Here is a 26,976-nt window from a genome sequence, read left to right as displayed (position 1 = left end):
CAACCGAGCGACGCCCATGAGCGCGAAGCGCCGCAGCCAGATCGCCTGGGCCTTCAACGCCTGGGCCAATCACGCCTTCTCCACCACCATCCTGGTCGGCTTCTTTCCCATATTTTTCGACAAGTACTGGGCCAAGGACCTGCCCGGCGCCACCTCCACCTTCTACCTGGGCCTGACCAACTCGGCCGCCAGCTTTATCGTCATGCTGATCGCCCCCTGGCTCGGCGCCCTGGCCGACCTGCGCGGCCAGAAGAAGCGCTACCTCGGCTGGTTCACCGTGCTCGGCGTCGCCGCCAGCGCCGGCCTGGCCTGCATCGGCGCCGGGCAGTGGTTCTGGTCCCTGGTCGTGTTCGCCGCCGCCTCGGTCGGCTTCTTCGCCAGCTATTCCTTCAACGACGCCCTGCTGGTTCAGGTGGCCGAAGCCGGGGAATCGGACCGTGTCTCCGCCTTCGGCTTCGCCATGGGCTATCTGGGCGGCGGCATCCTGTTCCTGGTCGACGTTTTGATGGTCCTCTATCCGCAGCGTTTCGGCCTGGCCGATGCCACGGCCGCCACGCGCGCCGCCTTCATCAGCGTGGCGCTGTGGTGGGCGGTGTTCTGCCTGCCCCTGTTCCGCTACGTGCCGGAAGCGCCTGCGGTGGAGCAGTCCACCGGCTGGCGCGAGCTGTGGGAAACCCTGAAAACCGTCATCCGCAACAAGCCGGTGCTGCGCTTCCTCATCGCCTACTGGCTCTACATCGACGCCATCGGCACCCTGCAGCAGATGGCCGTCGATTTCGGCGCCAAGCTGGGGTTCTCCACCAATACCCTGATCACCGCCTTGCTGATGGTGCAGTTCATCAGCTTCCCCGCCGCCTGGGCCTTCGGACCTCTGGCCTCGTGGATCGGCACCAAGCGCGCCATCTACCTGGGGTTGCTGGTATTCGGCCTGATCAGCATCTGGGCTTATTTCATGCAGACCGAACGCCAGTTCTACGAAATGGCGGTGGCCGTGGCCCTGGTCCAGGGCGGCGTGCAGGCCTTGTCGCGCTCCTATTTTTCGCGCCTGATTCCGCGCGAGCGTTCCGGCGAGTATTTCGGCTTCTACAACATGCTCGGCAAGTTCGCCGCCGTGCTGGGGCCCCTGGTGGTGGGCGCGGTGGCCCTGGCCACCGGCAGTCCCCACCTGTCGATCATGGTGCTTTCGGTATTCTTCGTGGTCGGCGCCGTACTGCTGTCGCGGGTACAGGAGCCCAATACCGGAGTCTGACGTCCCGGGCAGGGTCAACAAGTCCTAAAATCCCGGCATGACCCATGAAAAATCCCTGACCTATTCCGAGTACCTCAAGCTCGACGGCCTGCTGCAACAGCAGCAGCCGCTGTCCGCCGAGCACGACGAACTCCTGTTCATCGTCATCCACCAGGTGTACGAACTGTGGTTCAAGCAATGCCTGCATGAACTGCGCTACCTGCGCAGCGCCTTCGCCGCCGGCGATACCCCGCATGCCCTGGCCACCCTCAAGCGTACCCTGACCATCCTCAAGACCCTGGTCGGGCAGGTGGATATCCTGGAGACGATGACGCCGCTTTCCTTCAACGCCTTCCGTTCGCGCTTGCAGGCCTCCAGCGGCTTCCAGTCCTTCCAGTTCCGCGCCGTCGAATTCCTGCTCGGCCACAAGCGCACCTCGGCGCTGGAAAACTACCCGCAGGACAGCCGCGAACGCAGCGAACTGCAACAGCTGATGACCGAGCCCTCGGTCTACGACGCCTTCCTGCATTACCTCCAGGCCAACGGCGTGACCGTTCCCGCGGCCGCCCTGCAACGCGACCCCGCGCAGCCCACCGTCGCCGACGAAGCCGTGCAACAGGCCCTGCTGACCGTCTACCGTACCCTGCCGTTCCAGGCTCAGGTCTGCGAACGCCTGGTGGACCTCGACGAAGGCTTGCAGGAATGGCGCTACCGCCACGTCAAGATGGTCGAGCGCACCATCGGCGCCAAGCCCGGCAGCGGCGGTTCCTCCGGCGCCGCCTACCTGCGCAACACCCTGTTCACGCCCCTGTTCCCGGATCTCTGGGCCATCCGCGCCCAGCTCTGATCCGCGGCTGCGGGCCGCCCCGGAAGCGCGCAGCGCTTCCGGGGTTTGGTCTAAATCCGCTGCAACCACCCCTGCGCGACGTCCCGCGCCGCGTCCACCGCCGGCTTGCCGGCCCGGAAGCAGCGCTTCCACTGATCATCCTTCCCCTGGTAGACGGGATCGACGAAGCGGCCATTGACCACCCTGGCGTTGAAATCCACGCTGGCCGACAGCGCCAGGAACTCGTTCAGCGCGCGGCGGATCGCCTCGCCCGGATCGGCCGGATGCTCCGCCTGGAACTTCACCAGGCGCTGCTGATACTCCTGCTGCCGCTGCGCATTCTGCTGCTGGCGTTCCTGCTCCGTCGTCAGTTGCGGGCCAGCGGGTAGCTGTCCCTGCTTGCGCATCTGCTCGATCTGCTGCTCGCCCTGTTTCGCCTGCGCGATCATGCCGTCGATCTGCGCATCGCTCATGCCGGCCTTCTTGAACGCCGCGCGCTGCGCCTCGAGCTGTGCAACCACGCCCTTGCGCTCGGTCTCTTCCTTGGAAAAATTGGCGTTGGCGCTCTCGTTCTGCTCCTGCATCTCCTGCGGCGAGATCAACTCCAGCTTCGGTTTGTACTCCTCCCACCAGGCGGCATAGTCCTGCCTGAAGGCATCGCTCCTGCCGTAGGCGATGGCCAGTTGTCCCGCGGCACGCATGAAGGCCGCGCGTGCCTCCGGCCCGAGCGTGCGCAGGCTGCCGGGGATATAGGCATAGCCGTTGGCGAAGGACTCCACCACCGCCTGCTTCACGTCCTTGTCCTTCAGGCCCGCATCGCTGATCGGATCGGCCAGCGCCGCGGCGCCCATGGCCAGGCTGAAACAGGCGAAGCCGCGCACGGCCGCCGACGCGTTGAATTTGAACATCGATTTCCCCTTGCCCCGCGGTGCGTGATTGCTCCCTCCATCTGGATACGCAATCACGCCACGCACCGCGACATCGGCCTTACCGCGTACGCAGCGCCGCCACCGCCTGAGCCAGTTCGCGTTGCGCCGCCGCATCGGGCGCATCCAGGTAACGCAGCCGCAGGTACAGCGCGCAGATCGCCTGCACCGCCGCCGCCAGGTCCGGACGTCCCTCGGCCACGCGGCCGGTGAAATCCCGCGGGCCTTCGCCGGCCTGCTGTTCGAAGCCGGCGCGCGCCAGCCGCTTGCGCAGCTTCAGCCACTGCTCCAGCACCGCGTCCTCCTGCCGTTGCGGCAGGAACTGCCGCATCAGCCCCAGGCCGAGCAGCCCGAGAACCAGGCTGATGGCCACGGTCAGCGCCAGGATCATGTCGCTCCAGTCCATCAGCCCGAGCCGCCCCAGTACCTCCGTTTGCAAGTCCGGGCCGTAGCCCAGCACCCAGCGATTCCACTCCGCGTTGGCCCAGTCCCAGCGCGCTTCCAGCAGAGCGCGCAACTGGTAGCTGCGGCGCGAGGGATCGAGGTAGGCGGGAATGTCATCCGTACCTTCCAGCGCCGCGCCGATGCCTTTCTCGATCCGCTGCGGCGATACCGCCGCGGTGGGATCCACGCGCGTCCAGCCCTGGCCGGCCAGCCACACCTCGCTCCAGGCATGCGCGTCGGACTGCCGCACCAGGTAGTAGTCGCCGAAGGTATTCCTGGCGCCGCCCTGGTAGCCGGTCACCACCCGCGCTGGAATGCCGGCCGCCCGCATCAGCACGGTGAAGCTGCTCGAATAGTGCTCGCAGAAACCGCGATGCGTGACGAACAGGAACTCGTCGATGCCGTCGCGTCCCAGCACCGGCGGATGCAGGGTGTAGTAGAAATCCTTGCCGCGGAACATCGCCAGCGCCGCCTGGATGATCGCCGCATCGTCCAGGCCCTGCGTGCGCCACTGTTGCGCCAGTGCGCGGGTGCGCGGGTTGAGGCCCAGCGGCAGTTGCAGGAACACCTTGCGCTGCGCCTCCGGCAACTCCGTCTGCAGGCGGTAGTGCGGGTGCGAGGTGAGCTGGTACAGCCGCCGTTCCTTCACGTCCGCATTCGCCACCAGCTGGTAGTCGGTGCTGAGCGTCGCATCCGGCGGCAGGCCGATGCGGCTCGGCAGATCCAGCGCCAGCAGCCAGGGCCGCCGCTGCGGCTCCAGCGTGATTTCATAGCTGTAGGCCGGGGTGCCCAGTTCCGCCGTGGCGCCGCCGCCCGCCGGCCGCACGCCGGCCTTCCAGCGCCGGCCGTCGAAGTGCGCCAGCACCGGGCCGCGCCAGTACATCTCCTCCGGCGGCGGCACCGGGCCGTTGAAGCGCACCCGCAGGGCCACCGCGTCGGACTCGATCAGACTCTGGATCTCGCCCGGAGCCATATCGTCGGCAAGGCCGGTTTGCGAAGCGCCCGCATCCGTCGGCAGCCCCCACAGCGGGCCGGGGATGCGCGGAAACAGCAGGAACAGCACCACCATCAGCGGCAGCGCATGCAGCACCAGGCGTCCGCCCAGGCGCAGCGAAGCGCGCAGCGGCAGCGCCGCATCGGGATGGTTGGCCTCCACCAGCAGGCTGGTGATCAGCATCGCGCAGGCCAGCAGGTAGGCCACCGTCCATATCTCCTGCGAGAACAGGAAGTGCGTGATCAGGATGAAATACATCAGCTGCACCATCACCATCACGTCGCGGCGCGTGTTCAGCTCCGTCAGTTTCAGGCTCGCCATCACCACCAGCAGCGCCACGCCGGCGGTCTGCCCGGCGAAGTTGCCGAACTGCGCATAGACCGCGAGGAAGGCGCCGATGGTCAGCGCGAAGCGCACCCAGCGCGGCATTGCGCGCCACTGCCGCAGCGTCGCCAGCAGCCGCCACAGGCCGATGGCGATCACCAGCAGGATTTCCCACAGCGGCAGGCGCTGCGCGTGCGGCGCCAGCACGATGGCCAGCACCGCCAGCAGGCGCAGCAGAACGGTGCGGGGCAGGAAGTCGATCATGCCGGCTGCCGTCCCAACTCGTCTTCATAGGCCGAAAAGATCGTCTCGCCAAAACAGGTGAAGATGATTTCTTCGATTGCCGGCGTCCGCGCCAGTACGCCGCGCACGGTCGTTACCGCGATGGCGGTCGCCGCCGCGACCGGATAGCCATACACGCCGCAACTGATCGCCGGAAAGGCAACGCTGCGCAACCCTTGCTTCTGCGCCAGCGCCAGCACATTGCGGTAACAGCCGGCCAGCAATTCCGCTTCGCCATGCCCGCCGCCACGCCACACCGGCCCTACGGTATGGATGACCCAAGGCGCCTGCAGCCGGTGCCCGGCAGTGATGCGCGCCTGGCCGGCAGGGCAGCGCACGCCGGGACGAACCTGCGGCAGCGCCCGGCACTCGGCCAGCAATCCGGGCCCCGCCGCGCGATGAATCGCGCCATCCACGCCGCCACCGCCGAGCAGGGTTTCGTTGGCCGCATTGACGACCGCGTCCACCGCCAGCGTGGTGATATCCGCCTGCACCGCGCGCAGCACGCTCACCGCGGCGCCTCGAACAGCGCCAGCGCCTTCAGGCATTCCTGCCGGTGCAACTCGCCGCGCCCCGGCGCCTGTGAGAACTCCGGCAGGCGCAAGCCGTAGCTGCGGCCCTCGGCCTCCGCGTCCAGTACCCAGCGCGCCAGCTGCGACAGCCGCCGCTCCGCATCCCAGGCCGGCGGCATCGAGCCCCAGTCCAGCCACAATTCCTTTTCCAGCGTCTCCGCGAACTGCTTCACCTGCGGCGTCTGCAGCTTGGACATGCTCTTCCAGTGGATCGAGCGCATCGCATCGCCGCGCTGGTAGCTGCGCAGGCCGGCGAATTCCTCCTGGCCATGGCGCATGCCGGCGCGCGGCCCGGTGCCGCCGCTGGTGGCCGGTGGCCGTTCACCCTTCGCCGCCGGCCTCGGATACACCAGGCAGGCCATGTCCAGTTCGATCCAGGTCCAGGCGTGGAACAGCCCCAGCGGGAATTCGGTGAGCACGGAAAAGCGCGGCGCCGGCAGCCAGCCGCGCTGCGGCGCCGGCAGGGTCAGCAGCAGCGTGCCGCTCTGCTGGCCGCCCAGGTCGGTGCTGCACAGCGGCATCTGGTCCGACCAGCCGGCGCGCAAGGCATAGCGCGGCGGCGCGGCGGGATTTTCCAGCTCCAGGACGAAGCGCGCCGTATCCCCGGCGAACACCGGCTGGATGCGCCCGCTGCGCACGCGGATGTTCACCAGGTTGGCATGCGTGTGGTGCATCGCCACCAACCCCAGCCCGGACAGCAGGAAGGTCAGGGCGAAGGCCATGCTGTTGCTGTAGTTCATCGAACCGAGCAGCATCACCATCAGCAGCAGGCCGAAGCCGTAGCCGAAGCGGGTGGGCAGGATGTACACCCGCCGCCGCGACACCTCCACCGGCCCCGGCACGCGTTTCAGCCGCGTGAAGATCCAGCGGTCGATGCGCCGCCGCATGCTCTTGAACGGCTGCGTCAGGATCAGGGCGAAGCGCTCGCCCGATTGCCGCAGGTTCGCTCCGGCGCCCATGGGCCTGCCGCTCAGGGAATCGGAACCGAGGCGAGGATCTCCGCCACGATCGGCGCCGAGCTGTCGCGCTCCACCGCCGCCAGGCGATGTCCCGCAACCGCCGCGAACACCGCCTGCAGGTCTTCCGGGATCACACCGCTGTGGCCTTCCAGCAAGGCCCAGGCCTGCGCGCAGCGGCGCAGCGCCAGCCCGGCGCGCGGCGACAGTCCCATGCGCAGGGCAGGGTGCTCGCGCGTCGCCTTGATCAGCGCCATCAGGTAATCGAGCAGGGCCGGCGAGGTGCGCACCTCCTGCACCTGCTTCTGCAAGGCCAGCAGTTGCTCCGGCTCCAGCGCCGGCGGTGTCTCCGCCAGCAGGTCGCGCCGCTCGCGTTCCATCAGCAGCGCCCGCTCCGCCTGCGCCGGCGGATAGCCCAGCGAGATGCGCATGAGGAAGCGGTCGAGCTGCGATTCCGGCAAGGGAAAGGTGCCGATCTGCTCGCTCGGATTCTGCGTCGCCACCACGAAGAACGGCTCCGGCAGCGTCCGCGTCACGCCCTCGGACGTCACCTGCCGCTCCTCCATCGCCTCCAGCAACGCGCTCTGCGTCTTCGGGCTGGCGCGGTTGATCTCGTCCGCCAGCACCACCTGCGCGAAGATCGGCCCGGGATGGAAGCGGAAGGCGCTGGTCGCCGGCTCATAGATCGACACGCCGAGGATGTCGCCCGGCAGCAGGTCGCTGGTGAACTGCACCCGCTGGAAGTGCAGCCCGAACACCCGCGCCAGCGCCAGCGCCAGCGTGGTCTTGCCGACCCCGGGAATATCCTCGATCAGCAGGTGCCCCCGCGCCAGCAGGCAGGCCACCGCAAGCCGGAGCTGGCGTTCCTTGCCGAGGACGATGCCGGAGAGTGCGCCGAGCGCGCCGTGCAGGTTGGTGGTCATGGAAGCGGCCGGAATCGGTGATGAATATTTATTTGAGCATCGTAGCGAGGCTTTGCCCAAGCCGCACTGCCTGTCCGGCCGCCAGCGCCGGATCCCAGGTCAGGGCCCCCGGAGGCGCCAGCAGGATCACCGTCGACCCCATGTGGAACCGCCCCAGCTCCGCCCCGCGCTGCAGCAGCAGCGGCTGCATCGGCTGGTAATAGGTCGGCGGCACATGGCGCAGGTGGGGCGGGGTGAGCTGCCCGCTCCACACCGTCTCGATGCCGCCGACGATGATGGCGCCGACCATCACCAGGGCCAGCGGCCCGAACTGCGTATCGAAGATCGCCACCATGCGCTCGTTGCGCGCGAACAGCCCCGGCACCGAGCGCGCCGTGCTCGGATTGACGCTGAACAGCCGTCCCGGCACATAGGCCCAGCTGCGCAGGCGGCCGATGCAGGGCATGTGCACGCGGTGGTAATCGTGCGGCGCGAGGTAGATGGTGCTGAACGAGCCGCTATAGAAATCCTTCGCCAGCTCCTCGTCGGCCAGCAGTGCCGCGGCGCTGTAGCCGTGCCCCTTGGCCTGGAAGATCTGGCCCTGACGGATCGGCCCCACCTGGCTGATGGCGCCGTCCACCGGGCTGCTCAGGATGTTCGCCGCCGCCGGCTGCGGCCGCAGGCCCGGCTTGAGCGCGCGGGTGAAGAAGGCGTTGAAGTGCTCGTAGTTGTCGACGCGAGACCACTCCGCTTCCTCCAGGTCCACCGCGTACTTGTGCAGGAACCAGCGCATCAGCGCGTTCTTGAACGGCTTCGCCCGCACCTGCGCCACGCGGAACATGAAGGCCGACAGCGCCCGCGTCGGCAACAAGGACTGGAAGGTGGCGAAGATGCGGTCGCCCAGCGTCGCCTCGCTGCCCGGCGGTTGGCGCATCATGGCTGCGCCCGCACGCTGAACGGTACCTGCGTCACGTCCTTGCCGCAGTGGAAGCCGATGCTGCTGCCGTCGCCCGCCTTGAACGGATGCTTCGGGTTCATCAGCATCAGGTGCTTGCCGCCGTCGGCCAACGCCACGCTGCCATGCGCCGGGATGTCCAGGCCCTTGAGCGGGCGCATGGTCATCATGCCGCCGTCCATGCTCATCTGGTGCAGCTCCACGCTGCCGAAGTCTGCGCCGTCCACGCTGTCGATGTGCAGCGGCTTGTCGCCCGTATTGCTCAGCACGCCATAGCCGGCCAGCACCGCGGCCACCGGCGGCCCCTCGGGTATCCAGGCGTCCTCCACCTTCAGTCCCTTGCAGTCGGCGAAGGCCGGGGCACAGGCGGCGCAGGCGAGCAGGGCGATCGCCAGGGGAGCGGAATATTTCATGAGGGCTTTCCGATGACCTGCTTCAGGTCGCTGACCAGGCTCTCGGTCTTGAAGGGCGGGGTGAGGTAGCCGGCCAGGCCGGCCTTGGGATCGACCAGGATCAGGGCCGAGGAATGATCCATCAGGTAGCTCTGCGGCGTCTCGCCCGGCACCTTGGCATAGACGAAGCCGAGATTGGCGCCGAGCGTGTCGAGCTGCGCATTGGGCCCGGTCACGGCGAGGAAATCCGGGCTGAAGTAATGGGTGTACTGGCCCAGGGTCTCAGGCGTATCCCGCTCCGGGTCGATCGACAGGAAGATGAAGCGCACCTTGGCCGCGTCCGCGCCCAGGCCCTTTTCCACCGCCTTGAGCTGCGCCAGCGTGGTCGGGCACACGTCCGGGCAATGGGTGTAGCCGACGTAGATCACGCTCCAGTGCCCGGCCAGGTCGGCCTTGGTGAAGGGCTTGCCGTCGCTGCCGTTGAGGCTGAAATCGGCGATCGGCCGCGGCTGTTGCAGCAGTGTGCCAGACTGGATCTGCACGGTCGCGGGCCGCAGCACCACCATCCCGGCGACGATGCCGATCAGCACGGCAAATGCCGCCAGCAAGCCCAGGCTCAAGGAACGATTCGACACGTTGTGGAATTCTCCGCCGTACCGGTCCGGCACGGTCAATAAACGGAAGGCTGCATACTTTAATAAAATACCGGTCTTGCCACACTGAAATTCCCCCGAATGCCCCCCGAACCCGCCTCATTGCCCGATTCACCGGAGTTCCAGGCCCTGCGCAGCGTGCGCGACCTGGTGCGCTGGGGCGCCTCGGAGTTCAACCGCGCCGGCCTGGTCTTCGGCCACGGCACCGACAATGCCCTGGACGATGCCTTCCACCTCGTCATGTGGGCGCTCAAGCTGCCCTTCGAGTTGCCGGCCGTCTACCTGGAAGCCAACGTCACCGAGCGCGAGCGCATCGCCGTGATCGAGCTGCTGCAAACCCGCGTGCGCACCCGCAAGCCCTCGCCCTACCTGACCGGCGAGGCCTGGTTCGCCGGCCTGTCGTTCGAGGTGGACGAGCGCGTGCTGATCCCGCGTTCCCCCATCGGCGAGCTGATCCAGACCCGTTTCGCCCCCTGGCTGACGGTGGACCCCGAGTCGATCCTCGACCTCTGCGCCGGCAGCGGCTGCATCGGCATCGCCTGCGCTTACGCCTTCCCGGAAGCCGGGGTGGAACTGGTGGAGATCGACGCCGGCGCCCTGCAACTGGTCGAGCGCAACATCGCCCGCCACAACATGGGCGAGCAGGTCACCGCCGTGGCGGGTGATCTGTTCGAGCCCGTCGCCGGGCGCCGCTATGACCTGATCGTGTCCAATCCGCCCTACGTGCCCACCGCCGAATGGCAGGCCCTGGCGCCGGAGTTCAAGCACGAGCCGCGCCTGGCCCTCGATGCCGGCGCCGACGGCATGGACGTGGTCGAGCGCATCCTCAGCCAGGCGCCGGACTACCTGTCCGACGACGGCATCCTGGTCTGCGAAATCGGCGGCTCGCAGCAGGAATTCCTGGCGCGCTACCCGGACATCCCCGTGGCCTGGCCGGAATTCGAAAAAGGCGGCGACGGCGTCTTCGTGATCAATCGCGACGAGCTGCTGGCCTGGCTCGACGCGCGCGGCTATTAATTCGGGAAACCATCGGGCATGTCCGGCAATACCATCGGCAAACTGTTCTGCGTCACCAGCTTCGGCGAAAGCCATGGCCCCGCCATCGGCTGCGTCGTGGACGGCTGCCCGCCGGGCCTGGCCCTGAGCGAAGCCGACATCCAGCCCGACCTCGACCGCCGCAAGCCCGGCACCTCGCGCCATGTCACCCAGCGCAAGGAAGCCGACGCGGTCAGGATCCTCTCCGGCGTCTACCAGGGCTACACCACCGGCACGCCCATCGCGCTGCTGATCGAGAACACCGACCAGCGCTCCTACGACTACGACAAGATCAAGGAAGTGTTCCGCCCCAACCACGCGGACTACGCCTACATCCAGAAATACGGCCGCCGCGATCCGCGCGGCGGCGGGCGCTCCTCCGCACGCGAGACCGCCGTGCGCGTCGCCGCCGCCGCCATCGCCAAGAAGTACCTGCGCGAACGCCTCGGCACCCAGGTGCGCGGCTACTGCGCCCAGATCGGCCCGCATGCGCTGGAGCTGAAAAGCTGGGAAGCCGTCGAGCAGAACAGCTTCTTCTGCCCGGACCCCGACCAGGTATCCATGCTCGACGAATACCTGACCCAGCTGCGCCGCGACGGCGACTCGGTCGGCGCGCGCGTCAACGTCGTCGCCAGCGGCGTCCTGCCCGGACTCGGCGAGCCGGTCTACGACCGTCTCGACGCCGAGCTGGCCTACGCCCTGATGAGCATCAACGCCGTCAAGGCCGTGGAGATCGGCGACGGCTTCGAGGTCGTCACCCAGCGCGGCAGCCAGGCCCGCGATGAACTCACTCCCGAAGGCTTCCTCGCCAACCACTCCGGCGGCACCGCCGGCGGCATCTCCACCGGCCAGGACATCCGCTGCTCCATCGCCCTCAAGCCCACCTCCAGCATCACCATCCCGGGCAAGACCATCGACAGCGAAGGCCAGGCCACCGAGATGCGCACCACCGGCCGCCACGACCCCTGCGTTGGCATCCGCGCCACGCCCATCGCCGAAGCCATGGTCGCCCTGGTGCTGATGGACCACTACCTCCGCCACCGCGCCCAGAACGCCGACGTGAAGGTCGAAACCCCGCGCATCCCCGCAGCCAGGGAGTGAGGAGGGGAGTGAGGGCCGCGGGCCCATCCCGCACGGTGCGCCGCGCATGAATCCCGGCGTGCTCTACGCCATCCTCGCCTGTGCCGCCTGGGGCTTCGCCTTCATTGGCCCCTTGATCGTCGGCGCCTGGACCGCCACCGCGGTGGCCGGCGGCCGCTACATCGCCTACGGCTTGTGGTCGCTCATCGCCCTGGGCGTGATGCGTGCGCGCAGCGGCCCGCAGCCCTTCGACGCCCGCAAGTGGCGCGACGCCACACTCTTCACCCTGGCCGGCAACCTTCTCTATTACACCCTGATGAGCGAATCCCTGAAGCGCTCCGGCGTCTTCCTGACCACCCTCATCATCGGCTTGCTGCCGGTGACGATATCCATGGCCGGCCGCCTGCGCGCCAGGCAGCGCCTGACCCCGGCCTACGCCGTGGCCCTGGTCCTGATCGTCGCCGGCCTGTTCCTCGCCAACCAGCCGGGGCAGGGCGCCCAGGCGAGCGGCGACTGGATCGGCCTGGCCTGCGCCTTCGGCGCCCTGGCCCTGTGGACCGGTTACGGCGTCATCAACGCCGACTGGCTCCGCGCCCACCCCAAGGTCGGCGGCCTCGAATGGTCCTCCCTCCAGGGCGCCGCCGCGCTGCCCTTCGCCCTGGCCCTGTTCGCCGCCTCGCCGCACCCGCCGCAGGACGCCGCCTGGCCCGCCTTCATCACCGTCAGCCTGCTCCTCGGCATCATCACCTCCTGGGCCGCCAACGCCGCCTGGAACATGGCCAGCACCCGCGTGCCCGCTTCCTTGCTGGGCCAATTGATCGTCTTCGAAACCGTTGCGGGCATCGCCTACGGCGCACTGTGGAGCCAGTCCTTGCCCGCCATGACCGTGCTCGCCGGCGCCGCACTGCTGATCGCCGGCGTCGTCATCGCCATGCGCGAACGCCCCCCGGAAATAACTGCCTGAGTAGGGCGGCCCGTGGCCGCCGATGCCCACTCAAATCCGCGATGCTTCAACCGCTGTTCGCCCATTCGCGCCCACACCACAATCTCGTCATTCCCGCGCAGCGAATCCAGTTCTGCGTACTTCAACTTTGCGGTGCACCTGGGTCGTCTACGGTGAACCGGATCAAACCATGCCCCCGGAATCTTGGCCCGGAACGAAGTAGACAAAGAGAAAGGTCGGGGCAGGGCGCTTTTCCGCTCGACCAATACCACCCTCCGTTCGCCCCGAGTGCCCGCGAAGCGGGTGTACTTTTCCGAATGTCCCGAGTGAATCGCGAAGCGATTTGTATCGAGGGAGGGGCCAACCACGGACTCATCCCCATCGTCATTCCGGCGAAAGCCGGAATCCAGGCTTCGGTGAATTTGAAGATTTAATGAACTCACTTTGGGCGATGATTGTAGGGTGGAATAAGCGAAGCGCATTGCGCCTGCGACACGGTGCCGCGAAGCGTGGGTGCGGGAGCAGGCGCAGCGGCCCCGGGATAATTTAGCTAACGCAGGCAGACGCCCCCTCCCGCACCCACCTCGCTACACTCGGGCACCGTGTCGGGGCCGCCCTTCCGCCGCAGGCGGAACGCGGCTTTTTCGCTCACAGCGAAATCAATGCCGCGTAACCACAATCGGCTCGCCCTTCGTGATGATCATGGTGTGCTCGTACTGCGCGGAAAGATTGCCGCTGGCGCCCACCAGCGTCCACCCATCGGAAGCCTCGGTAACCATGCGGCTTTTTGTCGACAGGAACGGTTCGATGGTAATGACCATCCCTTCCTTCAGGACACGCCGGTCCGATGGATCGAAATACCCCGGAATATGCTCCGGCGCCTCGTGCAGCGCGCGGCCAACCCCATGGCTTCCCAGGTTCTCGATGATCCTGAAGCCGTAGGTCCTGGCGGTGCGCTGGATGGCCGCGCCGATGCCATTGATCGGCTTGCCCGCGCGGGCGCATTTCATCGCCTCGTTGAGGGAGGAGCGGGTGGCGTGACAAAGCCGGGTCTTCAGCGGATTGGTGGGAGGCACCACGGCCGTGCCGCCGGTGTCCGCGAAGTAGCCATCGAGTTCCGCCGAAACATCCACATTGAGCACATCGCCGGCCCGGATGATCCGGTCTCCGGGCACTCCATGCGCAGCCTCTTCATTGATGCTGATGCAGGTCGTCCCCGGGAAGTTGTAGGTCAGTTTCGGCGCCGAGCGTGCGCCCTGTTCCGCCAGCAGCCGCTCGCCCAGCGAGTCGAGCTCCCGGGTGGTCATGCCCGGTTCCGCCGCGTCGAGCATCTTCTGCAGCACGACAGAAACGATCCTGCCGATCCGCTTCAGCGCCACGATGTCGTCTTGAGTTTCGATGGTCATGTGATTTCCTTGTGAAAGCTAAAGTTCAATTGAGAGCATGGTCAGGCAATGCGCTGAACGTGTTCATCCACCGGGGAGAACATGTAGTTTCCCACTGGTGCATGACGAGGATCATTGTGAGCAAACGGATTTGGACCAAGCCATTCAATAACAATAGAGGACGCGTCTAGCACCTTCTTTTCTTTTACCCACGAAAGAAATTGTTTGTCGATATCTAAGTGCTCATAGGTGGCACCGAGCATGACCACGCGTGCCTTGGCCGTACCACCGGGCACAGGAACACAAACAACATCGCCGAGTTCTATCGCGTAACCATCTTGATATGTCATGAGAGATGTCTGACGTTGAGCTTCGGCTTTCAATAGAAGGATGGACTGGGTTTGCCGATGAACATCGACCCGATCGAAGGGTTGGGAGTCACTGCCGCAATGCACCTCAGAACGTTTTCTCACACCGAAGAATCGCCTTTGAATCATCGAACCCCACCGGGGCCGACGTATGCTCATGGACGATCTTCCAGGCGCCGCCTTCGGGCTTCAACACCCAGGTAAGCCGATTCTGCATGGCGCGGAGTTCCTCCCCTTCCGCGGAGACTCCCGCATAAGTGACGATCGCACTGACCATCGCCAGTTCCCGCCCGGCCGTGGCTTGCACATCATCCATCGATACTTTCACCAACTCGCTGCCGAGCGAACCAAACCACGTTTCAATCATCTTCCGCCAGGCAGCGGCGCCTTCGTACGACCACACACCCCACATGTCGAACACCCGTACCTTCTGGTCATAGAGGCGCATGAACGCATCGACATCCTTTTCCAGCACCGCGGCCTTGTAGGCCTCAATCACTTGCAGAACCGAATCTTCGGGGCTGTTCATTCCGGGCCTCCTTGCTCAGAGGGCACTCTGACGGAACTGCACGACGTTCCCCTCGGGATCATGCCCATCGCATGCGCGAAACCCCCGGGCTTCAAATTCCTTCGCTGGCGGATTCAATTCACCTCCCAGCGCAGATGCCCTCGCCCTGACTTCAGCGATATCCGCAACCGGAAAGATCAGCTTCGCCGGAACGTCGGTACGCCGCACGGGTGGTGAGGCGATCTTGATCGACTTGGCAATCTGCTTCGGAATCGGATGAACCACGAGCTGGAAATGGGCGGACTCCAGGACGATCAGGTCAGGCTGGGTCAGGGTGGCCGTCATGGGAACAAGCTCGGCATAGAACCTGGCAATACGCACGATGTCCTTGGCAAACAGTACCGCGCCTGGTTTTTGTTGGCTGTTCATCAGTTCCTCATTGGTGCTGTTCTTCTCAGTGCTCCAAGCCACGGTCCGCTAACGGCTGCGGCCAGCCGCAGCCTGCGCCGTGGGATTCGGCGTGGGTTCGCCGATCTTTCGCAGCGTGTTGCGATCCGTATGGTGAAACGGCTCCGCCTGTCCCGGGATGATCAGAACCGTGTCCTGCTCATAAGACCAGGTGCCGTCGGCATGGATCGTTACGGTGATTGCATAGCTAATGGTCCGGAAGGCGTACTCAAGAAACGGGTTGGAAATGATCCCGTTCGTCTCGGACCCCCGAACCGCTTCGAGGCGGAACGATTTCGCGTCGGCCGCGGCGCGGCCAACCGCCATCGCCGTCTGGCCGCGCGGGATGGAAAGCGTCTGGATCACCGCACCGGTGGCCGGCTCCCACAGCCAATAGCCGACTTGGTCATGAAGGGTCTCGACTTCGCCCGGTTTGACGATGCGCGTGTGGTACCGTAATCCATAGAACAATTGTGGTCCATTGGTCTGTGCGTCGATGGGCTGGAGTTCGATGCGCTCGACGAATGGCTGCCTTTCCGGACCGGCGGCCTTCGGATTGATGTCCAGACCCTGCGCGCTGGTCCAGATGCCGGCCATCCCGGTCAGCGGTCCCAGATTGGCGAGCGTATCGACACTGGGTTCTGGTTCGGTGTAGATATCTTTTGGAAATTCCTGCATTGCCGCCTCCGAGGTCTGACGCCGATTGAACCACAGTGAGAACCGTTCCCGCTGCGGCATGACGCAATTTTCCTTCGGTCAGGCCCCATGATTCTTCGTTGGAGAAAATATCACGCCGGATTGAATCCGCCCGCTGAAAGAGCGTCGGAGGAGGGCACGGACCGTTGGCAAGTCCCGCGATGCGGTTTACTTCGCTTGGAGATGCACCAACCAGCGGTCTGCGGCAAGATCACCCCATGACCCAACACTACGACTGCATCATCATCGGCGGCGGCCACAACGGCCTGGTCTGCGCCAGCTACCTCGCCCGCGGCGGCAAGCGCGTGCTGGTGCTGGAACGGCAGGGCGTGGTCGGCGGCGCCGCCGTCACCGACGAGATCGCGCCCGGCTACTTCGTCTCCACGGCTTCCTATCTCGTCAGCCTGCTGCTGCCCGAAGTCGAGCGCGACCTCGAGCTGAAGCGCCATGGCTATCGCGTGCTGGCGCGGAACCCGTCCTCGTTCACGCCGCTGCCGGACGGCCGCCACCTGCTGATGGGGCCGGACGAGGCACTGAATCATGAACAGATCGCCAAGTTCTCGGCCTGCGATGCCGAAGCCTATCCACGCTACGAAGCCTGGCTGACCCGCGTCGCCGAATGCATCGAACCGCTGCTGGCGGAGCCGCCGGCCGATCTGCTGCCGCTGCCGGCGGACTGGCGCCCACGCAGCCTGATGCAGCGCCTGCGCGAACTGGGGCGGGGCGGGCGCCTGTACAAGGCCCTGCGCGCCATGGGTTTGGAATTGCCGCAGTCGGCCGAGCTGATCACCGGCGCCGCGCGCCCGATTCTCGACCGCTGGTTCGAATCCGATGCGCTGAAAGCCACGCTGGCGACCGACGCGGTGATCGGCACCCATGCCCCGATTTCCGCCCCCGGCACCGGCTACGTGCTGCTGCATCACGTCATGGGCACCGCCGGCGGCGCGCGCGGCGTCTGGGGCTACGTCGAAGGCGGCATGGGCGCGCTGACCCAGGCGATGGCGCGCTCCGCCACGGAGTCCGGCGTGGAAATCCGCCTCAACGCCGAGGTGGCCGAGATCCTGGTCGAAGGCGGCAAGGCCAGCGGCGTCCGGCTGGCGGGCGGGGAAACCATCGGTGCGCGCATGGTCGCCTCCAACGCCACCGCCCGCATCACCTTCGAGCAATTGCTGAGCGGCGCGACGCTGCCGCAATCGTTCCGCGAAGCCGTCAGCCGCATCGACTATTCCAGCGCCTCGATGAAGATCAATCTCGCGGTGTCCGAGCTGCCGGACTTCAACTGCCTGCCCGGCAAGGGCGAAGTCGGCCCGCAGCACCGCGGCACCATCCACATCAGCCCGACCATGGAGTACCTGGAACGCGCCTACGACGATGCCAAGTACGGCCATCCCTCGCGCGAGCCGGTGCTGGAGCTGACCATTCCCACCTCGGTCGACCGCACCCTGGCGCCGGAAGGGCACCACATCGTGCAGATGTTCGTGCAGTACGCGCCGTACCAGCTGGCCCCGGAAATCGAGGGCGGCTGGGACGCCATCGGCAATGCCTTCGCCGAGCGCTGCATCGATGCCGCCACACTGTACGCGCCGAATTTCCGCGCTTCTGTACTGCACCGGCAAGTGCTCACGCCGCTAGACTTGGAGCGCCGTTTCCGTCTCACCGGCGGCAACATCTTCCAGGGCGCCATGCCGCTGCACCAGCTGTTCAGCTTCAGGCCGGTACCGGGCTGGAGCGACTACCGCACCCCTGTGGCTGGCCTTTATATCTGCGGCGCGGCCGCGCATCCGGGCGGCGGCGTCAGCGGCGCGCCGGGCTGGAACTGTGCGCGGGAAATGCTGCGCGACGGCTGATTCCGCGAGGCTGGTGCAAAAGGCCTGAAGAGCCTGTTCCCGGTCCGGAAACGGCCGGTCGAATCGCCCCGGAACGGCTATGATGCGCGCCCTTGTGGACCCCGGGTCGTATCCGCAGCCGGGGTCCTGCCGTCGATGGAGCTTTGCGTGGTGAACAATTCCACAGCTGCCCGCGCCGCGCCGCCCCTGCTGGTGGTGCTGGCCCTGCTGACCGTCTACGTGGTGTGGGGCTCGACCTACCTCGCCATCCGCTTCGCCCTGGACGGCTATCCGCCGCTGTTCTTCCCCGGTGTCCGCTTCGCCGTCGCCGGCAGCATCCTCTTCAGCTTCCTGCGCCTGCGCGGTCAGGCCATGCCGACCCTGCGCCAGTGGGGCAACGCGGCGCTGATCGGCATACTCCTGCTCAACATCGGCAACGGCGGCGTGGTCGTCGCCGAACGCTCGGTCGGCTCCGCCCTGTCCGCCACCGCCGTCGCCACCGTGCCGCTGTGGGCGGCGGTGTTCGCCGGCATCTGGGGCAACTGGCCGGTACGCATGCAGTGGGTCGGCATGGTCATCGGCTTCGTCGGCATCGTGGTGCTCAACCTCGGCGGCGACTTCGCCGCCAACCCCGTCGCCGCCGTGCTGCTCACCATCGCCGCCGCCACCTGGGCCTTCGGCTCGGTGTGGAGCCGCCGGCTCGACCTGCCCAAGGGCCTGATGAGCAGCGCCTGCCAGATGCTCACGGCCGGGGCGCTGTTCTTCATCGCCAGCGCCCTGCGCGGCGAATCCTGGACCCTGGTGCCCAACCCCAAGGCGGCCGGCGCCCTGTTGTACCTGATCGTGTTCGGCAGCCTGCTGGCTTTCAGCGCCTACATCTTCCTGGTGCAGAACGTCACGCCCTCGCTGGCCACCAGCTATGCCTACGTCAACCCGGTGGTGGCCCTGCTGTTCGGCCTGACCCTGGGCGGCGAGCACATCGTGCGCAGCGGCTACGTCGCCATCGCCCTGGTCCTGCTCGGCGTGGCCCTGATCGTCTACTACAACCGCCCGGCAGCCCCGCCGGCAGCGTCCGTTCCCCCCACCGAACCGGACGCCTGAGCCCCTTCGGCGGCCATGCGGAATAGCCGTTTCCGCATTCCCGGCTTCCGTCGCTCACCGCATGCGTGCCAACAAAAACCCTTGGCACGCATGGCACGCATGAAGGTTTTGTCGCGAACTGTTCCGTAGGGCGGGTCCGCGACCCGCCGTTTACCGCGCGCGCTATCGGAGGCCGTAGCGACGTCTTTGCAGGGGGCCGATTGCGGCTATTCCACCGCAAAAACCCTGAACCCCTCCCGCGGGAAGTGCACGACGACCTCTCCGGCCCGCTCGTCGCTGCGCTTCACCGCCAGCTCGAACACCGAGGCATGCACCAGCGTGCCGGTGACCGGATCGCAGCCGTAATCGGTGGCGCAAACGCTGACGCGCTGCCCCAGCTTCAAACCCTCCGGCTCCACCAGCGGACCGTCGAACGACTGGCCCTGCGCGGTTCCGCGCGCGACTTCCAGCGCTTCGGCGGTGGACATCGGGGCAGGGGTTCCATGGCCGAACGCCTTCATGCGCTCGACCCAGGTCAGCAGGTTCCGGAACGGATCGAAGCTGCCCGCCACGCCGCTGTTGCGCAGGACGAACCAGGCGCAGTGGTAGTAAATGAAATCCGCCACGGTCGGCGTCTGGCCCAGCAGGAACGGCGTGCCGGCGAGCTGCACGTCGGCGGCATGGAACAGCGGCAGGAAATTGAGCCGCGAGAAAGCCGCGCTGGGGCGATGGGACGTACCGCCGCTGAACAGCAGCTTGCGATCCTCGCTGAACTTCGGCATCACCTCGGCGCCCAGCTGCTCGGCCATCACTTTCAGTCCGGCCGGCTGGAACACCACCGGGACCGTGGCGAAAAACAGGGTCTGCTCCAGGCTGGCGAAAGCCATGCAGCTGGCCTTGAGCGATGCCGGCACCAGCGCGGGCTCGGGATGCAGCCGGTCGAGCAGACGCACCATCAGCCGCGTGTCGCAATAGATGTCACGGCCGATCTGCAGCACTGGCGCCCTGCGATAGCCGCCGGTGAGGGCGACCAGCTCCGGCTTGGGCATGATCGCCGGCGTGGTCACCGAGCGCCAGGCCAGTTTCTTGTAGCCGAAGATGGTGCGGATCTTTTCGGAGTAGGGCGAGCCCTCGTAATGGTGAAGGATGATCTCGCTCATGCACTGTCTCCGGGATGGTGCCGCTTGTGTTTGTCGGGGGCTTGTCGCTATTGTTTTTCCGCAGGGGAATGCGACTGGCCATGCGCAGTATAGAGACTTGCGATACACCCGCTTCCGGCCCGGGTGCGGGCCGTAACGCGGCGGCCGTCATCGTTCTGTCAGATGGCACGGTCACCATACCCAATCGCCAGGGGACCACCGGCCATAATAATCAGGGCATCCGATGACGGAACTCCCGTCTAAGGTCGTACCGCAGACTTCGAGAATCGTGCTCGGCTTCGTCCTGGCGCCGCTGCTGCCGGCGTTCTACGCCACCATGTTCTTCGCCCAGCCCTGGGCATTCCCGATCGGCGTCGCCCTGTCCTATCCAGCGGCGCTGCTGTTCGGGCTACCGTTATTTTTTGTCTTCCGGCGTAGGGGCTGGCTGGCCTGGTGGCACATGGCCCTGTGCGGCCTGCTCTGCACCCTGCCGCTGGTGGTCCTGTACTGGCAGATCGGCACGCCGCCGCACCTGGAAGCCTTCGGACTGTTCAATGCCCTGATCCTGGCCGCCTGGGGTATCTTCGCCGGTCTCGCGTTCTGGCTGCTGTCCATCGCCGGCACCACGCCGGTGCGCTTACACGTCCTGCTGGGCTTGGGTTTCTGAAGCCGCGTCAGGCTGCATCTGCCGCAGCAGGGCGCGCGCCGAAGCCGACAGCGTGCGCCGCTCATGCCAGACCACACCCAGCTCGCGCCGCATCGACAACTCCGGAATCGGCAAGGGACTGATGGTGTCGTCCAGCATCGAACGGGGCAGCACGCTCCAGCCCAGGCCGATGGCCACCAGCATCTTCAGCGTTTCCAGGTAGTTCGTCGCCAGGCGGATGCGCGGCTGGATGCCGTGCGCCTGCAGCGCTTCCTTGACGATGCGGTGGGTATAGGTCTGGTCGTCCGGCAACACGGCGGGATGAAGCGCCAGGTCGCTCAGCTTCGGGTGCTTCAGCTTCAGCAGGGGATGCGTCGGCATCACCACCACCACCAGCGGATCGGGCCAGACCAGCAGGGTTTCCAGTTGCGGGATCGGCTGGGTGGGCAGGGTGACGATGCCGATCTCCAGCTTGCCGTGTACCACCGCCTCGCAGGCATCCTCGGAATCCATGAAATGGATGTCGAGGTCCACTTCCGGGTATTGCCCGGTGAAGGCGCGCAGCACCGGCGGCAAGCGATGCAGGCCGATGTGGTGGCTGGTACCGATCGACAGCCGCCCGCCGACCTTGCCGGACAGTTGCGATAGCGCGCGCCGCCCGTCCTCCATGTCCTGTAATGCTTTCCTGGCATAGGGCAGCAGGGTGCGGCCCGCATCGGTCAGCGCCACCTGCCGGCCGACGCGATCGAACAGCGCCGTGCCCAGTTGCTCCTCCAGCACGGCGATGCGCTTGCTGATCGCCGGCTGCGACAGGTGCAGCCGTTCCCCGGCCTTGGAAAAAGACCGGCTCTCCGCCACTTCCATGAAGGCCATCAGGCTCTGCGTATCCATAGACCACCAACTGATCCAAGTATGGAATTCATTATATGAAAACGATTCATTGGAGTTATAGATGGGTGGGGCCTAGAATTCCGCCTGATCAAAAATTAGCCAGGAGTTACCGGCCATGACCAATCCGTCAGCCGCCAGCGAAACCCCCAGCAAAACCCTGTACGACAAGCTGTGGCAGGCCCACGTTGTCGCCGAAATGGGCGATGGCGCCGCCCTGCTGTACATCGACCGCCACCTGGTGCACGAAGTCACCAGTCCCCAGGCCTTCGACGGCCTGCGCCTCAACGGCCGCAAGCCCTGGCGCCTGGCCGCCAATCTCGCCGTGGCCGATCACAATGTGCCGACCACCGACCGCAGCCAGGGCATCGCCGATCCCATCTCGCGCACCCAGGTCGATGCGCTGGATTCCAACTGCGACGAATTCGGCATCACCGAATTCCGCATGTCCGACCTGCGCCAGGGCATCGTCCACGTCATCGGCCCGGAGCAGGGCGCCACCTTGCCGGGCATGACCGTGGTCTGCGGCGATTCGCACACTTCCACCCATGGTGCCTTCGGCGCGCTGGCCTTCGGCATCGGCACCAGCGAAGTCGAACACGCCCTGGCGACGCAGACCCTGGTGCAGAAGAAGAGCCGCAGCATGCGCGTTACCGTGCACGGCAAGGTTGCGCCCGGCATCACCGCCAAGGACATCGTGCTGGCCATCATCGGCCGCATCGGCACCGCCGGCGGCAACGGCAGCACCATCGAGTTCGCCGGCGAAGCCATCGCCGCCCTGTCGATGGAAGGCCGCATGACGGTCTGCAACATGGCGATCGAGGCGGGCGCGCGCGCGGGCATCATCGCCGTGGACCAGACCACCATCGATTACGTCAAGGGCCGCCCCTTCGCGCCGAAGGGCGAGAACTGGGACAAGGCCGTGGCCTGGTGGAACACCCTGCACAGCGACGCCGGCGCGAAGTTCGACAGCGAAGTGCTGATCGAAGCCGCCGACATCAAGCCGCAGGTCACCTGGGGCACCTCGCCGGAAATGGTGGTGCCGGTCGATGGCCGCGTGCCCGATCCGGCGAAGGAAGCCGATGCCACGCGGCGCCAGGGCATGGAGCGCGCGCTGCACTACATGGGGCTGGCCGCCAACACGCCGATCAACGAGATCCGCATCGACAAGGTCTTCATCGGCTCCTGTACCAACTCGCGCATCGAAGACCTGCGCGCCGCGGCCAAGGTTGTCGGCGGCAAGCGCATCGCCTCCAACGTCAAGCTGGCCATGGTGGTGCCGGGCTCCGGCCTGGTGAAGCAGCAGGCCGAGAAGGAAGGGCTGGATCGCGTGTTCCTCGACGCCGGCTTCGAATGGCGCGAGCCGGGCTGCTCGATGTGCCTGGGCATGAACGCCGACCGCCTGTCGCCGGGCGAGCGCTGCGCCTCCACCTCCAACCGCAATTTCGAAGGCCGCCAGGGGCAGGGTGGCCGCACCCACCTGGTCAGTCCCGCCATGGCCGCCGCCGCCGCCATCGCCGGCCACTTCGTCGACATCAGGGGCTAATCATGCAGGCATTCACTCAAGTCACCGGTCTGACCCTGCCGCTGGACCGCGCCAACGTCGACACCGACGCCATCATTCCCAAGCAGTACCTGAAGTCGATCAAGCGCAGCGGCTTCGGCCCCTTCCTGTTCGACGACTGGCGCTATCTCGATGCCGGCGACCTCGATATCGATCCTGCAACGCGCCGGCCGAATCCCGAGTTCGTGCTGAACCAGCCGCGCTACAAGGGCGCCAGCGTGCTGCTGGCGCGCGAGAACTTCGGCTGCGGCTCCTCGCGCGAGCATGCGGTGTGGGCGCTGAGCGATTACGGCTTCCGCACCGTCATCGCGCCGAGCTTCGCCGACATCTTCTTCAACAACAGCTTCAAGACCGGCTTCCTGCCGATCGTGCTGAAGGACGAGGAGATCGACGCGCTGTTCGTGGAGGCGCAGGCCGAAGGCTATCGCCTGACGGTGGATCTGCCGGAGCAGACCGTCCGTACCCCGGGCGGCAAGAGCTTCCGTTTCGACATCGATCCCTTCCGCAAGGACTGCCTGGTGCGTGGCCTGGATGAAATCGGCCTGACCCTGCAGCGGTCCGAAGCCATCCGCGCCTACGAGGCGCGACGCAAGCAAGAGGCGCCCTGGTTGTTCGCATGAATACTCCGACGAGAAGCAGCGCGGTTCCGGCCGCCGGTCAGGTGTGGGATCCGCGTGCTTACGCGCGCAACGGCCGTTTCGTGTCCGAACTGGGCGCGCCGGTGCTGGACTGGCTGGCGCCGAAGGCCGGCGAGCGCGTGCTCGACCTCGGCTGCGGCGATGGCGCCCTGACCGAGCAGCTCGTGGCCGCGGGTTGCGAGGTGGTCGGCGGCGACGCCAGCGCCGAGTTCGTCGCCACGGCGCGCGAGCGCGGCCTCGATGCGCGGCTGATCGACGGCCAGGCGCTGCCGTTCCGCGAGGAATTCGACGCGGTGTTTTCCAACGCCGCGCTGCACTGGATGAAGCGCGATCCGGATGCGGTGGTCGCGGGCGTGGCGCGGGCGCTGAAGCCCGGCGGCCGCTTCGTGGCGGAAATGGGCGGCGCCGGCAACGTCGCCAGCATCCGCGCCGCGGTTTATGATGCGCTGACCCGGCGCGGCATCGACGCCGTCGGCGCCGACCCCTGGTATTTCCCGACCGCCGATGAATACCGGGCCCGGCTCGAAGCCGCCGGCTTCACGGTGGCGCGCATCGAAAAGTTTCCGCGGCCCACGCCTTTGCCTGGCGACGTTGCGGGCTGGCTGCGCACCTTCGCGCAGGCATTCCTGGAGTTCGTGCCGGAAGGCGAGCGCGCCGACGTGGTGGCCGAGGTGCAGGAAGTCCTGCGCCCGCAACTCGGCGTCGCCGGCGTGTGGATCGCCGACTATGTCCGCCTCCGTTTTATAGCTTTGAAAAAGGTATCCGCATGACCGCAAAAATCCTCGTCCTGCCCGGTGACGGCATCGGACCGGAAATCACCGCCCAGGCCGAGAAGGTGCTGGAAGTCCTGCGCGCGAAGTACAAGTTCGACGTGGAGTGGACGCATGGCCTGCTCGGCGGCGCCGCCTACGACGCCACCGGCGAACCGCTGCCGGCCGCGACGCTCGAAGCTGCGCGCAAGTCGGACGCGGTGCTGCTCGCCGCCGTCGGCGGCCCCAAGTACGACACCGCGCCGCGCGACAAGCGTCCCGAGCGCGGCCTGCTGGGCATCCGCGCCGGCATGGGCCTGTATGCCAACCTGCGTCCGGCGATCCTCTATCCCGAGCTTGCCGCCGCGTCCTCGCTCAAGCCGGAACTGGTGGCCGACCTCGACGTGCTGATCGTGCGCGAGCTCACCGGCGGCATCTACTTCGGCCAGCCGCGCGGCATCGAGGTGCGTGATGGCGTGCGCGTCGGCATCAACACCGAGGTCTACAGCGAGCCCGAGATCGAGCGCATTGCGCGCACCGCCTTTGACGCCGCGCAACTGCGCGGCAAGCGCCTGTGCTCGGTGGACAAGGCCAATGTGCTGGAGTCGTCGGAGCTGTGGCGCGAGACGGTGATCCGCGTCGGCCGCGACTATCCGGATGTGCAGCTGACGCATCAGTATGTCGACAACGCGGCGATGCAGTTGGTGCGCGCGCCCAAGCAGTTCGACGTGATCGTCACCTCCAACCTGTTCGGCGACATCCTCTCCGACATCGCGGCGCAGCTCACCGGCTCCATCGGCATGCTGCCCTCGGCCTCGCTCAACGAGCGCGGGCAGGGGCTGTATGAGCCGATCCACGGCAGCGCGCCGGATATCGCCGGCAAGGGCGTGGCCAATCCGCTGGCGATGATCCTGTCGCTGGCCATGCTGCTGCGCTACAGCCTCAAGCGCGGCGACCTGGCGGACAAGGTGCAGAAGGCGGTACGCCACGTGTTGGCCGATGGCCTGCGCACGGCCGACATCGCGCGCAGCGGCGAGAAGACGGTGGGCACGCTGGAGATGGGCGAGGCCGTGGTCGGCCGGCTCTAGACGATTTCTCTTTCTATTCGCGGTAAACGGACAGGAACAATGAGCAAGACGTTCGATGTGGCGGTGGTGGGTGCGACGGGCGCGGTGGGCGAGGAGATGCTGAAGATCCTCAAGCAGCGCAAGTTCCCGGTGGGGAAGGTCTACGCCATCGCTTCCGCGCGCTCGGCCGGCGAGTTCGTCGATTTCGGCGACGAGGAACTGGAAGTGCACGACCTCGCCACCTTCGATTTCTCCAAGACGCAGATCGGCCTGTTTTCGCCCGGCGCCGACGTCTCCAAGGTCTACGCGCCCAAGGCCGCCGCGGCCGGCTGCGTGGTGATCGACAACACCAGCCAGTTCCGCTACGACAATGACATCCCGCTGGTGGTGCCGGAGGTCAATCCGAAGGATATCGCGCTCTACAAGAACCGCGGCATCATCGCCAATCCGAACTGTTCCACCATCCAGATGCTGGTGGCGCTGAAGCCGTTGCACGACGCGGCCGGCATCGAGCGCATCAACGTCGCCACCTACCAGTCGGTTTCCGGCACCGGCAAGCCGGCGATCGAGGAACTGGCGCGGCAGACGGCGCAGGCGCTGAACGGCCAGGAGATCGAGGTCAAGGTCTATCCCCGGCAGATCGCCTTCAACTGCATCCCGCACATCGACGTCTTCCTCGACAACGGCTACACCAAGGAAGAAATGAAGATGGTGTGGGAAACGCACAAGATCATGGGCGACGACAGCATCCAGGTGAATCCCACCGCGGTGCGCGTGCCGGTGTTCTACGGCCATTCCGAGGCGGTGCACATCGAAACCCGCAGCAAGCTCAGCGCCCGCGAAGCGCGCCGGCTGCTGGAAGGGGCGCCGGGCGTGGTGGTGATGGATTCGCACCAGGACGGAGGCTATCCCACGGCCGCGACCGAGGCGGCGCACCAGGACGGCGTATTCGTCGGCCGCATCCGCGAGGATATCTCCCATCCGCGCGGCCTCAACCTGTGGGTGGTGTCCGACAACATCCGCAAGGGCGCCGCCCTCAACAGCGTGCAGATCGCCGAGGTATTGATCCGCGAGTATCTCTAATCTGGCTTAGTTTTCAGGCCGAAGCCCTTGGTTCTTTAGGGATTGTGGGGTATAAAGTGGGTTAGAGCCTATAACCCGATGAATCACGCCTGCGTTGCAGTCCAAAATCGCGTCAGGCAAGGCGGAGGACTGAGCCATGGTGATTCCATGGCTCAGTCTGACAACGCAGCATGGCGCGATTTTGGACGCAACCCTTCGGGACGGGGCCATTTTTGCGCATTGCTGCGCCGGCCAGAGCTTGCATGGGATGACCATGCCGCGCTCTGTCCGACTTGCACTGCGCAAAAATGACCGCCGTCGCAGGCGCGATTCATCGGGTTATAGGCTCTAAGGCTTACAATCTAATGCTGAGCGCGTGCCCCCGAGCGGGCCCGTGGGGA

General features: G+C 66.4%; 28 protein-coding genes. 13 read left to right on the top strand and 15 right to left on the bottom strand.

The genetic code is table 11. The features are described from left to right. Positions 1 to 16: 16 nt before the first annotated feature. Together BP26_RS0114080 and BP26_RS0114075 are read left to right on the top strand one after the other, a co-directional pair. Positions 17 to 1,249: an MFS transporter gene (locus BP26_RS0114080; RefSeq protein ID WP_029921217.1), complete on the top strand. Its 1,233-nt coding sequence runs from the start codon at positions 17 to 19 to the stop codon at positions 1,247 to 1,249. A gap of 37 nt (positions 1,250 to 1,286) precedes the next feature. Beyond that, positions 1,287 to 2,075 carry a tryptophan 2,3-dioxygenase gene (locus tag BP26_RS0114075; RefSeq protein ID WP_029921216.1) on the top strand — a complete coding sequence of 263 codons (789 nt, stop codon included), beginning with the start codon at positions 1,287 to 1,289 and terminating at the stop codon, positions 2,073 to 2,075. A 50-nt stretch (positions 2,076 to 2,125) separates the two neighbouring features. On the opposite strand, the gene BP26_RS0114070 is transcribed toward BP26_RS0114075, so the two are convergent. From BP26_RS0114070 to BP26_RS0114035, 8 genes are all read right to left on the bottom strand, one after another. After that, positions 2,126 to 2,962: a hypothetical protein gene (locus BP26_RS0114070; RefSeq protein WP_029921215.1), complete on the bottom strand. Its 837-nt coding sequence runs from the start codon at positions 2,960 to 2,962 to the stop codon at positions 2,126 to 2,128. Between the two features lie 79 nt (positions 2,963 to 3,041). Next, positions 3,042 to 5,006 (bottom strand): transglutaminase TgpA family protein, encoded by a 1,965-nt coding sequence (locus BP26_RS0114065; RefSeq protein WP_029921214.1) that lies wholly within the window; start codon positions 5,004 to 5,006, stop codon positions 3,042 to 3,044. Continuing rightward, entirely contained in the window at positions 5,003 to 5,572 is a 570-nt protein-coding gene (locus BP26_RS0114060) for an O-acetyl-ADP-ribose deacetylase (RefSeq protein ID WP_051748983.1), read from the bottom strand. Before BP26_RS0114060 ends, BP26_RS0114065 begins: the two co-directional genes overlap by 4 nt. Then, entirely contained in the window at positions 5,533 to 6,555 is a 1,023-nt protein-coding gene (locus BP26_RS0114055) for a DUF58 domain-containing protein (protein WP_051748975.1), read from the bottom strand. The genes BP26_RS0114060 and BP26_RS0114055 overlap by 40 nt, the downstream gene beginning before the upstream one ends. 11 nt (positions 6,556 to 6,566) lie before the next feature. Continuing rightward, a complete protein-coding gene (locus BP26_RS30890; RefSeq protein ID WP_029921211.1) occupies positions 6,567 to 7,475 on the bottom strand; it encodes an AAA family ATPase in 909 nt (302 codons plus the stop codon). 28 nt (positions 7,476 to 7,503) lie between these two features. Then, on the bottom strand, positions 7,504 to 8,358 hold the full coding sequence (gene asd / locus BP26_RS0114045) for an archaetidylserine decarboxylase (RefSeq protein ID WP_029921210.1): 855 nt from the start codon (positions 8,356 to 8,358) through the stop codon (positions 7,504 to 7,506). 29 nt (positions 8,359 to 8,387) lie between these two features. Further along, complete coding sequence (locus tag BP26_RS0114040; protein WP_051748973.1) at positions 8,388 to 8,822, bottom strand: copper chaperone PCu(A)C; 435 nt, start codon at positions 8,820 to 8,822, stop codon at positions 8,388 to 8,390. Next, positions 8,819 to 9,436, bottom strand: coding sequence for an SCO family protein (locus BP26_RS0114035; RefSeq protein WP_029921208.1), 618 nt, complete (start codon positions 9,434 to 9,436; stop codon positions 8,819 to 8,821). The genes BP26_RS0114040 and BP26_RS0114035 overlap by 4 nt, the downstream gene beginning before the upstream one ends. 99 nt (positions 9,437 to 9,535) lie before the next feature. Between BP26_RS0114035 and prmB the strand changes: the two genes are divergently transcribed. The 3 genes from prmB to BP26_RS0114020 are packed head-to-tail and all read left to right on the top strand — an operon-like array spanning position 9,536 to position 12,533. Beyond that, on the top strand, positions 9,536 to 10,471 hold the full coding sequence (gene prmB / locus BP26_RS0114030) for a 50S ribosomal protein L3 N(5)-glutamine methyltransferase (protein ID WP_051748972.1): 936 nt from the start codon (positions 9,536 to 9,538) through the stop codon (positions 10,469 to 10,471). An 18-nt stretch (positions 10,472 to 10,489) separates the two neighbouring features. Then, positions 10,490 to 11,590 carry a chorismate synthase gene (aroC, locus tag BP26_RS0114025; protein WP_029921206.1) on the top strand — a complete coding sequence of 367 codons (1,101 nt, stop codon included), beginning with the start codon at positions 10,490 to 10,492 and terminating at the stop codon, positions 11,588 to 11,590. Positions 11,591 to 11,636: 46 nt separating this feature from the next. Next, positions 11,637 to 12,533, top strand: a complete 897-nt coding sequence (locus BP26_RS0114020; protein WP_029921205.1) for a DMT family transporter — start codon at positions 11,637 to 11,639, stop codon at positions 12,531 to 12,533. Between the two features lie 638 nt (positions 12,534 to 13,171). On the opposite strand, the gene map is transcribed toward BP26_RS0114020, so the two are convergent. Genes map through BP26_RS0114000 form a run of 5 tightly spaced genes read right to left on the bottom strand, consistent with a single transcriptional unit; the run spans position 13,172 to position 15,898 of the window. Beyond that, positions 13,172 to 13,918 (bottom strand): type I methionyl aminopeptidase, encoded by a 747-nt coding sequence (gene map, locus BP26_RS0114015; RefSeq protein ID WP_029921204.1) that lies wholly within the window; start codon positions 13,916 to 13,918, stop codon positions 13,172 to 13,174. 41 nt (positions 13,919 to 13,959) lie between these two features. After that, positions 13,960 to 14,370, bottom strand: coding sequence for a hypothetical protein (locus BP26_RS29545; protein ID WP_157572530.1), 411 nt, complete (start codon positions 14,368 to 14,370; stop codon positions 13,960 to 13,962). Then, positions 14,354 to 14,794, bottom strand: a complete 441-nt coding sequence (locus tag BP26_RS0114010) for a YybH family protein (RefSeq protein WP_029921203.1) — start codon at positions 14,792 to 14,794, stop codon at positions 14,354 to 14,356. The genes BP26_RS29545 and BP26_RS0114010 overlap by 17 nt, the downstream gene beginning before the upstream one ends. A gap of 15 nt (positions 14,795 to 14,809) precedes the next feature. Further along, positions 14,810 to 15,202 carry a VOC family protein gene (locus tag BP26_RS0114005; protein ID WP_029921202.1) on the bottom strand — a complete coding sequence of 131 codons (393 nt, stop codon included), beginning with the start codon at positions 15,200 to 15,202 and terminating at the stop codon, positions 14,810 to 14,812. Positions 15,203 to 15,250: 48 nt separating this feature from the next. Beyond that, positions 15,251 to 15,898: an FABP family protein gene (locus BP26_RS0114000; protein WP_029921201.1), complete on the bottom strand. Its 648-nt coding sequence runs from the start codon at positions 15,896 to 15,898 to the stop codon at positions 15,251 to 15,253. Positions 15,899 to 16,134: 236 nt separating this feature from the next. Here BP26_RS0114000 and BP26_RS0113995 point away from each other — a divergent pair, with 236 nt between their 5' ends. Next, positions 16,135 to 17,763, top strand: coding sequence for a phytoene desaturase family protein (locus tag BP26_RS0113995; RefSeq protein WP_029921200.1), 1,629 nt, complete (start codon positions 16,135 to 16,137; stop codon positions 17,761 to 17,763). A 150-nt stretch (positions 17,764 to 17,913) separates the two neighbouring features. Beyond that, entirely contained in the window at positions 17,914 to 18,843 is a 930-nt protein-coding gene (yedA, locus tag BP26_RS0113990) for a drug/metabolite exporter YedA (protein ID WP_211254923.1), read from the top strand. 206 nt (positions 18,844 to 19,049) lie between these two features. On the opposite strand, the gene BP26_RS0113985 is transcribed toward yedA, so the two are convergent. Continuing rightward, positions 19,050 to 19,982 carry a glutathione S-transferase family protein gene (locus BP26_RS0113985; protein ID WP_029921198.1) on the bottom strand — a complete coding sequence of 311 codons (933 nt, stop codon included), beginning with the start codon at positions 19,980 to 19,982 and terminating at the stop codon, positions 19,050 to 19,052. Positions 19,983 to 20,205: 223 nt separating this feature from the next. On the opposite strand from BP26_RS0113985, the gene BP26_RS0113980 reads away from it, so the two are divergent. Next, positions 20,206 to 20,628 carry a hypothetical protein gene (locus tag BP26_RS0113980; protein WP_157572529.1) on the top strand — a complete coding sequence of 141 codons (423 nt, stop codon included), beginning with the start codon at positions 20,206 to 20,208 and terminating at the stop codon, positions 20,626 to 20,628. On the opposite strand, the gene BP26_RS0113975 is transcribed toward BP26_RS0113980, so the two are convergent. Next, positions 20,599 to 21,498, bottom strand: a complete 900-nt coding sequence (locus BP26_RS0113975) for a LysR family transcriptional regulator (RefSeq protein ID WP_029921196.1) — start codon at positions 21,496 to 21,498, stop codon at positions 20,599 to 20,601. The genes BP26_RS0113980 and BP26_RS0113975 overlap by 30 nt on opposite strands. A gap of 115 nt (positions 21,499 to 21,613) precedes the next feature. Between BP26_RS0113975 and leuC the strand changes: the two genes are divergently transcribed. The 5 genes from leuC to BP26_RS0113950 are packed head-to-tail and all read left to right on the top strand — an operon-like array spanning position 21,614 to position 26,596. Continuing rightward, a complete protein-coding gene (gene leuC / locus BP26_RS0113970) occupies positions 21,614 to 23,041 on the top strand; it encodes a 3-isopropylmalate dehydratase large subunit (protein ID WP_029921195.1) in 1,428 nt (475 codons plus the stop codon). Between the two features lie 2 nt (positions 23,042 to 23,043). Then, positions 23,044 to 23,679: a 3-isopropylmalate dehydratase small subunit gene (gene leuD / locus BP26_RS0113965; protein WP_029921194.1), complete on the top strand. Its 636-nt coding sequence runs from the start codon at positions 23,044 to 23,046 to the stop codon at positions 23,677 to 23,679. Continuing rightward, positions 23,676 to 24,467, top strand: coding sequence for a class I SAM-dependent methyltransferase (locus tag BP26_RS0113960; protein ID WP_036516920.1), 792 nt, complete (start codon positions 23,676 to 23,678; stop codon positions 24,465 to 24,467). Before leuD ends, BP26_RS0113960 begins: the two co-directional genes overlap by 4 nt. Then, positions 24,464 to 25,534: a 3-isopropylmalate dehydrogenase gene (gene leuB, locus BP26_RS0113955; protein WP_029921192.1), complete on the top strand. Its 1,071-nt coding sequence runs from the start codon at positions 24,464 to 24,466 to the stop codon at positions 25,532 to 25,534. The genes BP26_RS0113960 and leuB overlap by 4 nt, the downstream gene beginning before the upstream one ends. A gap of 39 nt (positions 25,535 to 25,573) precedes the next feature. Further along, a complete protein-coding gene (locus BP26_RS0113950) occupies positions 25,574 to 26,596 on the top strand; it encodes an aspartate-semialdehyde dehydrogenase (protein WP_029921191.1) in 1,023 nt (340 codons plus the stop codon). The last annotated feature ends 380 nt before the right edge of the window (positions 26,597 to 26,976 follow it).

It is taken from the genome of Nevskia soli DSM 19509, from assembly GCF_000711955.1.
Taxonomy (GTDB): Bacteria; Pseudomonadota; Gammaproteobacteria; order Nevskiales; family Nevskiaceae; genus Nevskia; species Nevskia soli.
Note: the sequence above shows the minus strand (reverse complement) of the source record. Positions and strands in the feature narration are given on the sequence as shown.